Origin of the sequence: Stieleria neptunia, assembly GCF_007754155.1 — a bacterium.
In the GTDB taxonomy this organism is placed as follows: Bacteria; Planctomycetota; Planctomycetia; order Pirellulales; family Pirellulaceae; genus Stieleria; species Stieleria neptunia.
In genome coordinates this window covers 4,722,163-4,735,353 of record NZ_CP037423.1, presented here as the reverse complement: position 1 = coordinate 4,735,353, position 13,191 = coordinate 4,722,163, and the positions used below count along the sequence as shown (strand labels likewise).

Genomic DNA, 13,191 nt, shown 5'->3' with positions numbered 1-13,191 from the left:
AAACACAACCGATGCCGCTCAAGACCCAATGTCCGAATTGCGAGTCGTCCTTGCAGATTTCGCCTGACCTCGCCGGTAAACGCGTGAAGTGCCCTCGCTGCGAAAGTGCCTTTGTGGTCGATAACGTCCAGCGGTCAAACTCGGACTTGTCGCTGGCGAATTTGGAGACCGCTTTGACGAACGCCATCAGTCGCGGTCGCAGTGATTCCAAAACGAAGCCCGGTGAAACAAGGGGCCCCGAAGAAGAAATTCCTACGGAAGTCGGGCGATTTGAGATTCGGCGTCAGCTGGGCGAAGGGGGATTCGGGCGCGTCTACCAAGCCTTTGACCCGCTGCTCGACCGACTACTGGCCCTCAAAGTTCCGCTGGGCAACGATCATCGAATCCATCAAAAAACACTTGATGAGGCCAAGGCGGCTGCGCGGCTTCGACACCCCAACATTGTTGCCGTTTACGAAGTCGGATCCAGTGAACAACCCTATATCGCTTGCGAGCTCATCGATGGCCCATCGCTTGCCTCGTTGTTAAAACAGGAGCGTTTAGAAACAGAGCAAGCCGTCCAGTGGATGATCTCGATTGCCCGGGCGCTTGACTATGCCCACTCGGAAGGGATCGTTCACCGCGATGTCAAACCGCATAACATCTTGATCGATCAGCGGGGCAATGCCTTGCTGACCGATTTCGGATTGGCGCTGCGGCAAGATGTTCAATTGCAGATGCCGGGTGATAAACAACTGATCGGAACACTCGCTTAGGACCGCCGGAACAATTAGTGTCGGTTAATTGGCGAGAATCGATAGTTCCATCTCGGTATTTGTTCGTCAAAAACTGTACGCAGAGCTGCTTTCATTGTTGCGGTCGCGTTCTCACCCGTCTCGTACAACCCTCGCAAGACGTTGACCGTAGTGCGAAGGCCGGTCCGAGTCGATGTGTTCCGCATCAACTTGACAACTGTTTCCAACTTATCGAAAAGCATCCCGGAGCAAGCACGTCCAAGATGCGGAAAAAAACGGCGTTCAATCGGATTGTATTTTGAACAGTAGCTTGGATAGTGGGCTACCCGAATTTCGATGCCGATCGTGTCGACCAACTTTTGAAGGTAGTGCTTGAAGATGTATTTTGAAGCTGAGTTGCTACCGCCGCAATCGCACAATAGCAAAATGGAATTGGTATCCGGATAACAACGTTTCCCTATCCGGTTCCAGTACCATTTGAGGCTATCGGTCGCGAAGCGACTCGTCTCGTGAGAGAGTCCAATGTTGACGTGCCCAGCATTTCGTCCGATGTCGTAGATTCCGTGAGGAATCACAACGCCATCAGCCCAACTCGGAAAGTCGTGGTCGAACGCTTCAATGGGCTCTGTGGTGCGAATGCGACCGGCCCGGTAAAGACGGCCCAGGAATTCTTTGCTTTTTGTGTCGATCGAAAAGACCGGATTGCCGGCAGCCTGATAGCTCTCCACATGTCCTGCGATGAGATCAAACTGCTGCTCGCGATCCGCTGACAAGCCACCGGAAATAGTTTTGATCATTTTTCGAAAACCGATCTTCAAGCTATTCAGCCAAGCGGAGACCGTCTTGTCGCTCACAGGGGTGCCGGCCTCGGCCGCCTTCTCAGCCATTTCAGTGGAGGCCAGGTTTGTGTAAACCACGTCGGGCTCATCAGGATCGCCTCCAACACGAACGCTCAATAGTTCGTTCAGATTGTCTTCGAGGTCGGGATCGGTTTCGATCTTTTTTTTCGTCCAGCACCTGGCCGCCGTATCCTACCTTTCGCCGGATCATTGGAGAGTTGATCGAGCTCAGCGATACCTCGTTCGATGGTGCGAGTCGAGCAGCCCAGTAATTGACTGATGTACGGTACACCTCCTCGCCCGAGACGCTGTGCCTCGACAGCCGCGAACCGACGGCGATCCTTTTCGGACAAGGTTGAATAAAAATCGACTGCTCGCTTGGCAGCCAGATCGTCAAGCTGATTTTCGAATACAAACGCCATCCTTGGCACCCTCGCTGGTGGATTGAGACGCGGAAAGTCTACCCCATCCAGCGAAAACCCGCGACACTAATTGTTCCGGCGGTCCTTACATGTCACCCGAACAAGCGAGAGGGGATTTGTCACAAGTCGGTCCCGCTTCGGATCAATTCAACCTGGGCGTCATGCTGTATGAAATCCTTGCGGGACGAAAGCCGTTCAACGGAGAATCCCATGCGGTCTTGAACCAGATTGCAAAAGGTGACATCACGCCGCCCTCGAAGACCAAAGCCGATTGTGATGTCGCGTTGGAAGCGATCTGCCTGAAGGCACTGTCCCAGAACCCAACCGATCGGTACGAAAGCTGTGACGCAATGGCGGACGATCTTCAGCGATGGTGTGAAGGTGAACTGGTCCAAGCGACCAAGCCGTCGTGGATCACGCAAACGGTTCATTGGGGACGAAAGCGACCGCACTGGGCGGCTTGGATCATCGCCGCCGCGGCCTCCGTTGTGGCGACCAGCGGAATCACTTTTGTGGTCGGTGTCCAAAAGATCGCCGAGGCTTCGGAGATTGAATCCAAGGCGATCGAGCCGCTGGAGTCGATGCAGCGAGAGGTCTTGGCGATCCCGGAGCCAGTGGAGCCAGTTCCCAGCGAGGTCGAAGACGCGCCGCCGCCCGAAGACGAACCAATTGCCGATCCGCCCGCCGAAGCAGAACCGGCAATCGATACGGATCGACCGATTGATCCCGAACTGCTCGACTATGCCGAGAAACTCGAACAAGTTTCTTTGGCGCTGTCCGAAGAGCGAATCGAACGGTCGCATCAGTTGCTTGATCGGATGCCCTGGCGATTTCGCGGTGTCGAACATAGTTTGCTTCGCCGTCGTGCCCTCGGTACGCCGTTTCGCATTCGACATTCAAATTCGCTTCAATCGGTCGCATGGACCCCGGACAGTTCATTGTTGGTGACGGGTGACAGCCTTGGTGTGATCCGTTTTTGGGACAGTGAAACGCTGCAACAAGTCGGCCAGGCCGAAATTTCTCGTTTAATCGAGTTTGCATTTCCAGCCTCTTCCAACTCGCTCCTGTCGGTTCAACAAGACGGACCGGATACCGGAAGCCTCACACTGTGGCAACTGATCAAACAACGGGACCGCTACTCGTTAAAGAAACTGTGGCAGACGAAGATGCCGATGGCTCCGGCGGATATGGCGTTTCATCCGAAACGCCCGGTCGTTGCCGTCGGTGGCAAACCGCGCGGCGACACACCGAGTGTCTCACTTTTCCATTTCTCCGACTCCGACGTTGCGCTCGCGTTTCAGCCGAAAGGTCTGGTTGAGCCGATTGGTCGATTGGCGTTCACCGCCGATGGAAGCCGTTTGGATTGCCAGGGCACGACGTGGGGAAAAAGCGGTCGGCCGATCTTCGGGATCGCGGGTGCCGGGCAAGTACGTCCACTGTCTGAATCAGAAACCCGAGTTGATTACCACAACCAAGATAGATTGGGGAACACAATGATCTTGTCCGGGGCAGGACATGTATCGACCGATTTTGGATCCCCTCCGCGAACCAAAGATGGCTGGACCACTTTTCGAGGCCACGAGTCCCGCGTCAATCTGATCGCCCGGCGACCCGATCAACAAGCGTGGGCCACCGCAGATCAAGCTGGGGATCTACGAATTTGGCCAACATCCGGGCGAAAAGCTGACGGCGTCACCGTACCGCTGAAAGGCCCTGCTCGAATCGATGACAGTCACGACGGACGGCTCGCGGCCTGCAGTGCGCCGAAGCAGGAAATCTTGAAGATTTGGGACACTGCCTCGGGCGAGATCCGGCACAACCTTGTTGGACATGAAGGTGGAATTCAGTGCGTCCGGTTTCATCCCCGCAATGACAGCATCGTGACAGCCGACGGCGTAGGGACCATCCGCCTTTGGGATTTGGCGGACGAATCGATGAAGACTTGGAAGATCCCCGGAGTCGAGATTCGCGATGTGCGTTTTTCTCCATCAGGGACCCAGATTGCGATCTGCGGGTCGGGAGAGCTACCCTGGACGCCGACTGATGCCAAGACGTCGGCTGATGCCAGCGACGCGTCTGGCGGGAATGCCTCCGGCGGCTTTCTTGGCATTTGGGATGCGCGGAACGGAAAACTCGTTCGCACGTTCCAGGGGCATCGCGCCATTGTCAGCCGTTGTCTCTTTTCGCCCGAGGGTGATGAGCTTCTGTCGGCGTCCGAGGACGGGACGGTTCGCCGCTGGCTGGTCAGCGATGCCGCTGAAATCGGATCGCTCGATTCCCCCGGCTACACCCCAGACCAGCTCGATTCCGCGGGAGAACACCTGGCAGTTCTGTGGGTCGAGCGATGCGACAGCCCAGGCAGGGCAGGATGCAGTCGTGGCCGATCACATGTCGACGTACATGATCGCACATCGCTGAAGCGACTCTATCGCAAGCTGCTCTTGCCGCCGCAATCTAGCACAGATCTCCCATCAATCGACCTGAACGATGACGGCTCACGGATTTTGGTTAACAGCGACGCTGGAGCTCAGATTCTTGATACGGCGACCGGACTACACCTGATCGACGTCAAGTCCTCGCCAGTGCTCCGAGAGGCCTCGCGCGAAGTACAGGCACTTAAATACCGGACGGAGACACGAACACGAGAGATCCCAGTGACAAAGTGGATGGAATCGGATCGGGACCAGACCGTGGAAGGAAAGATGGTTGAAAATGAAATCGAAATCCTCGAACGCCAAATTCCCTTCGGCGCTCGAGTCCATCGATTGATTGTCACCTCTGGAGCAACCGACAAAACGATTGAAACGACCTATTATGTCAAGGTCGTCGAACAGAACAGAATTGTCTTGTGCAGTGACGAGCAGTGCCAAATGCCAATTGAGCTAACCGAACTGCGAGCGGACGACGATCGCGTCCGAATGGTCCTGAAGCAAATTTTCCCCGTAACGCAAGCCGTCGAACAGATCTATACGGTTCAAGTTCCGTATTTTGAGACCCTCTTACAGACCTATTCGTATTTTTCAAGCGGGCTTCACTCCCGTGACGTGAAATTTGCGAAGCAAGATCGCGGCATTCTGGCGGTCGCGTATGGTCATGCCAGAGTCATCGACGCGGTTTTACCCGAATCAAGCCTTGAGCTAAGGACCGCCGGAACAATTAGTGTCGCGGGTTTTCGCTGGATGGGGTAGACTTTCCGCGTCTCAATCCACCAGCGAGGGTGCCAAGGATGGCGTTTGTATTCGAAAATCAGCTTGACGATCTGGCTGCCAAGCGAGCAGTCGATTTTTATTCAACCTTGTCCGAAAAGGATCGCCGTCGGTTCGCGGCTGTCGAGGCACAGCGTCTCGGGCGAGGAGGTGTACCGTACATCAGTCAATTACTGGGCTGCTCGACTCGCACCATCGAACGAGGTATCGCTGAGCTCGATCAACTCTCCAATGATCCGGCGAAAGGTAGGATACGGCGGCCAGGTGCTGGACGAAAAAAAAGATCGAAACCGATCCCGACCTCGAAGACAATCTGAACGAACTATTGAGCGTTCGTGTTGGAGGCGATCCTGATGAGCCCGACGTGGTTTACACAAACCTGGCCTCCACTGAAATGGCTGAGAAGGCGGCCGAGGCCGGCACCCCTGTGAGCGACAAGACGGTCTCCGCTTGGCTGAATAGCTTGAAGATCGGTTTTCGAAAAATGATCAAAACTATTTCCGGTGGCTTGTCAGCGGATCGCGAGCAGCAGTTTGATCTCATCGCAGGACATGTGGAGAGCTATCAGGCTGCCGGCAATCCGGTCTTTTCGATCGACACAAAAAGCAAAGAATTCCTGGGCCGTCTTTACCGGGCCGGTCGCATTCGCACCACAGAGCCCATTGAAGCGTTCGACCACGACTTTCCGAGTTGGGCTGATGGCGTTGTGATTCCTCACGGAATCTACGACATCGGACGAAATGCTGGGCACGTCAACATTGGACTCTCTCACGAGACGAGTCGCTTCGCGACCGATAGCCTCAAATGGTACTGGAACCGGATAGGGAAACGTTGTTATCCGGATACCAATTCCATTTTGCTATTGTGCGATTGCGGCGGTAGCAACTCAGCTTCAAAATACATCTTCAAGCACTACCTTCAAAAGTTGGTCGACACGATCGGCATCGAAATTCGGGTAGCCCACTATCCAAGCTACTGTTCAAAATACAATCCGATTGAACGCCGTTTTTTTCCGCATCTTGGACGTGCTTGCTCCGGGATGCTTTTCGATAAGTTGGAAACAGTTGTCAAGTTGATGCGGAACACATCGACTCGGACCGGCCTTCGCACTACGGTCAACGTCTTGCGAGGGTTGTACGAGACGGGTGAGAACGCGACCGCAACAATGAAAGCAGCTCTGCGTACAGTTTTTGACGAACAAATACCGAGATGGAACTATCGATTCTCGCCAATTAACCGACACTAATTGTTCCGGCGGTCCTAACAAGTCTCTCCAAGGGTTGGCTGGATTGGCGTTTTGACGGGGACGCGTCCAAGGTGATCGCGCTCAGCTCCCATCGCGACACCTGTGATCCCAACGGAGGTAGCTGCATTGACGTCTGGGACAACCTGTCTGGCGACCTGTTGCGATCGCTCGAACGCCCTGGTGAAACCATTCACGCGTTCGCCTACGATGCAAGCACCGACACGCTGCTGGTTGCGAGCGGCCCCATGCGGGCCGCGACACGTCGGGCTTCAACACGTGGGGCTGCACCGGTCCCAGTCCCTGACAAGCCGGTCCCAGTCCCTGACAAGCCGGTCCCCGCCGCGCACGACGTGATCCGACGGATCGATCTGGAATCGGGGGAGGTTCTCGCGACCCTTTCGGGTGTTTCCGTCCCCATCGCGAAACTCGCCTGTTCACAAGACGGAACGACTCTTGTCGCGATCGACTCAAACAGCAAAGCGTACGTCTGGGATCTCCAAACCAACGCCAAGCAGAAGGAGTTCCCACTCTCGTTGCGGCGTCCGATCGGTTCCCTGCATCTCAGTCACACGGGAGGGCATCTGATGATCGCGTCACCCTCCAGATTGTCAATTTATGATACGGCGACCGGCAAAAAAAAGCCGCTGCAAGTCAATGGCAGGGACATCCAGATGCGTTTTGCCGACAACAAGACCGACGTGGTCGGCAGTTGGATCCCCAACGGCGCCGAGAATGATGGGGCTGTGCGTGTCTTTGTCAATCAGAGCCTAGAATCGATTCTCGCCGACGGACTGCGAAAACCGACACGTGAAGAACCCGATGCGGAGTACATCCTTCCGGCCGGTGACAGGAACCTGGCCGTCAAGTCGCCCTTCCACTCGGCAAGAATCCTTGATGGCTTGTCGTCTCGCCTGGCGTTGCACCCGCGGTTTGATCGGAAAGGCTCGATGGTGCTCGCGCCCACCGACAAAGCCTGCTTGTTACGATGGGACCTTTCGACACCGCCAGCGGACGAGAACCATTTTCGGCTTCCGCCGCCCAATGTCGTTCCCCCGAAATAGGCGTCGTGATCGATTCCCAAGCCCATGAATGACAAACAGAACCACCCTGCAAAGGAAGCAACCGGCCAGCCGTCGTCCGCGGGCGACCGTCGCCTGGAAGAACTCGCCCCCCTTGTCGACGGCATCGATCGGGAGCAGTTCTTTCGCCAGTGGATGGACAGCGACCTTTCCCGTGCTCCCAACCACCCGGCGTCACTGCAAAATCAAGAGGATGTTGGGATCGAACCGGCTGAGACTGCAATTGAGGAAACGATCGATCCACTCGCCATCCCTCCACAAGAGTCGTCGACGGTGGTGCTTTCCGTCGCCATCGACGAAACCGTCCAGCACCGCGAACTGCTGGTCCCGGGACAATACGTGGTTGGCACCGACCAAAGTACGGACATCCAGTTGCCAAGTGATGCCCGGGCTGCGGGTCGTTGTGGCTGTTTGATCTTGGAGCGGGGGTTGGCATTGTTTGTTCGGTATCGCGAGTCGGTGACAAGTTTGCCCGATTCATTGGTCCTTTTGGGCGAAGGCAAGTCGCTGCGATTCGGCGATTGTGAGATGAAGATCCGCCTTGCCCGGGATACCGCCTTTGATGCAACCCTTGATCAGCCACCGCCACCCCGACCGAGTCTCGAATCACCAAACGCATCCGACGTGTTCGCGATTCGCGGTTATCAGATCGCGGAAAGAATCGGCGCAGGCGGCAATGGCACGGTTTACCGAGCCAAACAACTGGGCACCAACCGCACGGTTGCCGTCAAGACACTGTTGCCCGAACTCGTTTACCGGGAACGCTCGCGTCAGCTTTTTTATCGCGAAGCCTCGATAGCGTCGCAACTTGATCATCCACAAATTGTCAGCTGCCTCGGATTTGGGATCGAGAAAGACACTCCCTATATCGTAATGGAATATGTTTCATCCATTCCCATTCAACAGGTTCTCGATGAAACCGCCGATTCCCGTCGTGTGCGACTGTCGCTGGGGCTGGCAATCAAGATGCTTGCAGCATTGGAGTACGCGCATCACCGCGAGATCGTCCACCGAGACATCAAACCATCCAATCTGCTGGCATACAAATTGAAGGAGCGTTTGCACATCAAACTCGCCGATTTCGGGCTCGCAAAATGCTACTCCACCGCCGGCTACTCGGGGATCACGGGATCCAAAGACGTCTGTGGGACACTTCCTTACATGTCACCCGAGCAGCTTTGCGGATCACGCGATGTCGGACCAACGTCGGACCTCTATTCCGTGATCGTTTGTCTGTATGAGTTTCTCTGCGGACAGCTTCCACATCCGGCGACATCGGCCGCAGAGTTGATTCAGTTGAAGCTTGAAACGGTCCCCAGGTCGATCCAATCGTTGAATCCCTCCGTCGGTTTCGAACTGTCAAATCTGATAGAGAGAGGACTTTCGAGAGACCCCAAAAAACGGATTCAAACCGCGGGCGAACTCTCGCAAGCGCTCCATGCGATTCGCACGGGGACGTGAACAGTCGATGCACCGCCCGGGCGTCTACGGCGTCCCCGTCCCCGCATCGGACTCGTTGCCAAGTTCGGTGTACAACCAAGCGCGCGCGTGCCGCCAATCGTTTTGGACGGTGACCCGAGTGACGCCTAGCTCGGATGCCATCTCGTCGCCCGACAGGCCTCCGAAAAACTTGAGTTCCACCACCCTCGCAGCCCGCGGATTTTGTCGGCTCAATTTGTCGAGTGCATCATTGAGATCCAGGATGTCGATTTGGTCTTTCTGATCCGCCTGGTCGATCGACATCGAAACGCCACGCCCCTCCGCTCCACCCCGCTTTTTCGCCTTGCGGCGACGCGCGTAATCGACCAACAACCGCCTGATAATCGTTGCCCCCGCTGCGACCACTTGCGAGCGGTTTTCCGGATCCACGTTCTTCTGTTCCAGCAGTCGTAGATACGCGTCATTGACGAGAAGCGTCGGCTGCAACGAATGCCCCGGCGTCTCATTTCGTAACGCCTTTTCCGCAATTCTGTGCAATTGGTCGTAGATCGACCGACGCCATTCCGGCGCCTGTGCTCGAGAAGAATCCGTCATGAAGTTGGCTCATCGAGGAAACACTCTGGGGCCGCGTATTGGACCAAGTCATCGGAGTATATCGTGCTCCACCGTCTGTTGCGAACGCATCTCCGTTTCAGCCCCCAATGGTCGCTGGAGTGAAATGGTTTCCCCGTGGCGATCCGCCATTGCTAGAAGCCTTCGAATCTTCAAATCCAATCGCGGCCAATTCACCGCGGGCGCGCAAGATCGTCAGTTGACTCCGCGAGAACACCAGGGCATCACGCCCTTATCGAACCGACGTGATTGGAAAATTTCTCTCAATCACTTTTGACAATACGGCGAACATTCCCGCCAAGAATCATGAACGACCACTTCGACAAACACAGGCACGAATCCCAATGAGAACAAACACAATTTTTATCAACGCCACCATCTGGCTTCTGCCAACTTGCATTTCCGTGGCACAGACGCCCTCCGCAATCGAGTACCTTCCCATCGAGCGATTCGACTCAGACTCACCGAAGTTGAATCAGATTGAGCGGATCAGTTTTTCTTCGGATGGGAATTTCGTTCTCTTGTCCGACAAAGACTTTCCCCACTGGAACGGGGGCTACCTTTATCACCTCCCCAAAGACAAATACTGTGAAATTGATTCGGAGTCTGGAATTGCTCTACGGCAGCAACCTGGAAAGCGTTCGTTTCCTCAGCGCAATGGAAGTGGTCCAAACGATGCGTTTTTGACCCCCAAGAAGAAACACAGTGAATTCTTTGGATTCTTACCGCTTCCGCCGGCAAGGAGTGGTAGCTATCGGATGCTTGGTGTGAATCAAAGTGGATTGATTCTGTATTCATATCTCATCCAATCACAATCCAAAATCATGTACGCTCTGGGATTCGACGGAAAAATGGAGCAAATCGTTCGTCTTCAACTCGAGAGCAAGAAGAGGTTGTCTCATCTCAATCAACGGATTCAATTTCTGCAATTGAGTGGTCACCAGGCATCGTTTTCTGTAGAGCGAGTGGACCCGAAAGCAGATCGCTATTTCTGTGTCGTGAACTTGAAGAGTCAGCAGGTTCACGTCCTGAAAACGGTGAACGGACCGTTGAGCAGTGGCGGAAGCGGGGCAGACTTAGAAAGATCGATGGTCCCAGGGAGAACGACCCCGATCGCAGTCTTCGCCTATGCGGACGGTTGCCTCCTGGTCCGAAAAGACGCACCAGACGTCGTCGTTCCGTTTCCAGCAGAATGGGATGGAACGATAGCGGTACGCGACTGGTGCTTCGTCAACGAGGACCGCTGGCTGATGGTCGTTGCGGAATCACTTGAAGATCTCGCTGTGGAATTGAGGCTCTTTGACGCGAACACGGGGGCAGAAATTTGTAGTGAAACGATTGAATCACCGGATGGGGAACGGATTGGAATGTGTATACTCCAGAACGCCAGCAACGTGCCTCGACGTGTGTGCGTTCGCGCGACCGCATCAGGAAATGTGTTTGCGATCAATACGTCGATCGGCCCATATTTTTATGCGGTGACCGAAACAGGTCTTGCATGCACGGCCAATCCGATCACGAACTCCCAACTCGACGTCCTCCACCGAGCGAAACAATGGAACTTGTCGCCCAGTGGCGAAGCGATCGCCGCCGTGATCAGAGACAAAGAGAAGGAATTCCGTGCCGCGATGATCAAAACCTCGTATTTTTTGAAACGCTAGATTGAAACATCTCTGGGCTTTGGTTTCAAAGGCATTCTCTACCAACTCTCACCGCCGCAGTGACGCGCAATGACGTTACGGCCGAGACCTTCTTCGACCGTTGGTTGGTCATAGCAGCAGCGGCTTGGCAGATTCGCCTTGCCGCGTTTATCGATCGTGGGAACCGTCGCTGCGATGTAGCTGGAGAAATTGGTGTCTCGCGCAAGCCATTCAAACAAGCGACGAAGCTTTGTGACGCGTTCACGAACGATGCGGATCCCACTGGCTGCACCATTGATTAAATCAACCTCGTTTTGCAGGTGGCCAACATAATCAGCGGCGGTTGTGTCGCTAATTTGGTCGTTGGCTGTGATCGATTGCGTTTGACACCAGGTGACGAAGTAGTCGAGTTGCTGCTTGGTGATGTTGACGACGCGTTGTTTGTGGCCCGATCGTTGCAGGTATTCGATGTAGCTTTGGACCAGAGCTGGTAATGTCGAAGCCATCGGGGGTGACCATGTGTTGGTGCGTTGCGATCGCGCGGACGCTTGGGGGAAGATCCATGTCGGCGGGGTCGTGTGGGCTTGGCGATCCGACCGGCTCGGCGAAAGCCAAAAAACGTACGGGAGAGTGAGTGGTCGCTTCGGAGGCGTTGGTGTCTAGGCTTTAGCCGATTCTGTCCGGTCGTGCGAGCGCCGAAGGCGTCGTGGAGAGGCGCCTGAAGGCTGGACACCAACGGTTTGGATCCATAGCCGTGACTGCCGGGGAGCCTGTCGGAGATTCGCAGAGGGCTTTGGCCGAACAGACAAGCTGTCGGTTGACGGTTTACCGAGCGTCTCGTTCCCGGCTTACCTCGCTTGGGCAAGGACGCGGTCACTCTCGCCCCTCTTGATATAGAACTCGGCTTCCTGCCTCGTCTGCCTTTATCGGGCTCCGTCTTCGGCGTCGGCTCCGCTCGGTCGATCCCTCCCTCACTCCGGTCGCCGAACGATGGCCCGCTCCTTCACTCCACCACCATCATCACTCCATCACTCCTTGTCTCCCCCTCTCCTTGTCTCCCCCTCTGCCTTCCCGCTTCCATGCCATCGTTCTCCGACTAACGTTCTTTCCCATGCCCACGTCCAACGCCTGTCGCAGCGCGGTCAAGTCGTTCTGCATGGCCAAGCAGCCATTGGTTGCGGCGGAAGCGAGGTCGGTCCTGTGTTTGAGTCAATCAACCGCCACTGAAAAGAAAACGTCGATAATTCGCTTTGCTCAAGCATCAACGAGGTTTGACCCATTAGATTTCTCCGAAATGGCCAAGCCTCCTTCAGCAGCGACGGAAGTTGGCCCGGTCGTGTGGTCAAGTCAAACGTCCGCCGCTGAAGAAAACGCCGCCTCGCGGCGGCCTTGAATCGCGATCAATCGCTACGCTCACTCATCAAAAAGATCTGACCCATTTGTTTCGTTCGGCCAGGCGGTCCAGTTTACTGACTCAGTCATCTAAGAGGCTGCCCACTTTGGCTGCCCCTCCGATTGCTCCATTTTTCTCGTTAACATGATCATTTCCTCCTGTACCCATCGGCTCAGGCGTTGCACGAATTGTAATTTGGAGACTTGATGCTCCAAAAGAGTCGAACAGCTTTTCGAGTTGTCGCAACGGCAAACCCAATTTCTCGATGTCTTCTCGAGTAACAGGTTTCGGCCTAAATCCTTTGCGGTGAGCTGGTAAAACAAGAAACTGGATGCTTGATTTCAGATCGACGATCCGTGCAAGTGCCCCTGTCTGCTCGCAAAAAAACACCGTTCCGTTTTGCGGACGAGTCGCCCTCAATCGCTTAAACAATTCGTCGAACTCCGGGACAATGTCTGAATGCTCGGATGACAAAACCGCGTGCGTGAGTGAGTCCGGCTCACTTGGCTGCGCTTGCACCGAACTGCTCGCAACGAGCATGCTGATCATCGCCATAACGGCACAAGACAACCAGATACAA

At 55.2% G+C, this 13,191-nt stretch carries 10 protein-coding genes; 6 read left to right on the top strand and 4 right to left on the bottom strand.

What is annotated here, in order from left to right; all coding sequences use genetic code 11:
* The first annotated feature begins 11 nt into the window (after nt 1–11).
* Complete coding sequence (locus Enr13x_RS16445; RefSeq protein WP_145387841.1) at nt 12–755, top strand: serine/threonine-protein kinase; 744 nt, start codon at nt 12–14, stop codon at nt 753–755.
* 14 nt (nt 756–769) lie between these two features.
* Here Enr13x_RS16445 and Enr13x_RS16440 read toward each other — a convergent pair whose 3' ends face one another.
* Nucleotides 770–1,690: an ISAzo13 family transposase gene (locus Enr13x_RS16440; protein ID WP_231743739.1), complete on the bottom strand. Its 921-nt coding sequence runs from the start codon at nt 1,688–1,690 to the stop codon at nt 770–772.
* Nucleotides 1,691–2,084: 394 nt separating this feature from the next.
* Between Enr13x_RS16440 and Enr13x_RS16430 the strand changes: the two genes are divergently transcribed.
* From Enr13x_RS16430 to Enr13x_RS16410, 4 genes are all read left to right on the top strand, one after another.
* Nucleotides 2,085–5,183, top strand: a complete 3,099-nt coding sequence (locus Enr13x_RS16430) for a hypothetical protein (protein WP_145387839.1) — start codon at nt 2,085–2,087, stop codon at nt 5,181–5,183.
* Nucleotides 5,184–5,526: 343 nt separating this feature from the next.
* Nucleotides 5,527–6,447 (top strand): ISAzo13 family transposase, encoded by a 921-nt coding sequence (locus Enr13x_RS16420; protein ID WP_231743739.1) that lies wholly within the window; start codon nt 5,527–5,529, stop codon nt 6,445–6,447.
* A gap of 71 nt (nt 6,448–6,518) precedes the next feature.
* On the top strand, nt 6,519–7,508 hold the full coding sequence (locus Enr13x_RS16415; protein WP_145387837.1) for a WD40 repeat domain-containing protein: 990 nt from the start codon (nt 6,519–6,521) through the stop codon (nt 7,506–7,508).
* 24 nt (nt 7,509–7,532) lie between these two features.
* Nucleotides 7,533–8,987 carry a serine/threonine-protein kinase gene (locus Enr13x_RS16410; RefSeq protein WP_145387836.1) on the top strand — a complete coding sequence of 485 codons (1,455 nt, stop codon included), beginning with the start codon at nt 7,533–7,535 and terminating at the stop codon, nt 8,985–8,987.
* Nucleotides 8,988–9,011: 24 nt separating this feature from the next.
* Here the strand turns inward: Enr13x_RS16410 and Enr13x_RS16405 are convergent, their stop codons facing one another.
* Nucleotides 9,012–9,560 (bottom strand): ECF-type sigma factor, encoded by a 549-nt coding sequence (locus tag Enr13x_RS16405; RefSeq protein WP_145387834.1) that lies wholly within the window; start codon nt 9,558–9,560, stop codon nt 9,012–9,014.
* A gap of 362 nt (nt 9,561–9,922) precedes the next feature.
* Here Enr13x_RS16405 and Enr13x_RS16400 point away from each other — a divergent pair, with 362 nt between their 5' ends.
* Entirely contained in the window at nt 9,923–11,239 is a 1,317-nt protein-coding gene (locus Enr13x_RS16400) for a hypothetical protein (protein WP_145387832.1), read from the top strand.
* A 38-nt stretch (nt 11,240–11,277) separates the two neighbouring features.
* Here the strand turns inward: Enr13x_RS16400 and Enr13x_RS16395 are convergent, their stop codons facing one another.
* Nucleotides 11,278–11,724: a site-specific integrase gene (locus Enr13x_RS16395; RefSeq protein WP_145387830.1), complete on the bottom strand. Its 447-nt coding sequence runs from the start codon at nt 11,722–11,724 to the stop codon at nt 11,278–11,280.
* Nucleotides 11,725–12,692: 968 nt separating this feature from the next.
* Nucleotides 12,693–13,160, bottom strand: a complete 468-nt coding sequence (locus Enr13x_RS16390) for a hypothetical protein (RefSeq protein WP_145387828.1) — start codon at nt 13,158–13,160, stop codon at nt 12,693–12,695.
* Nucleotides 13,161–13,191 lie beyond the last annotated feature (31 nt).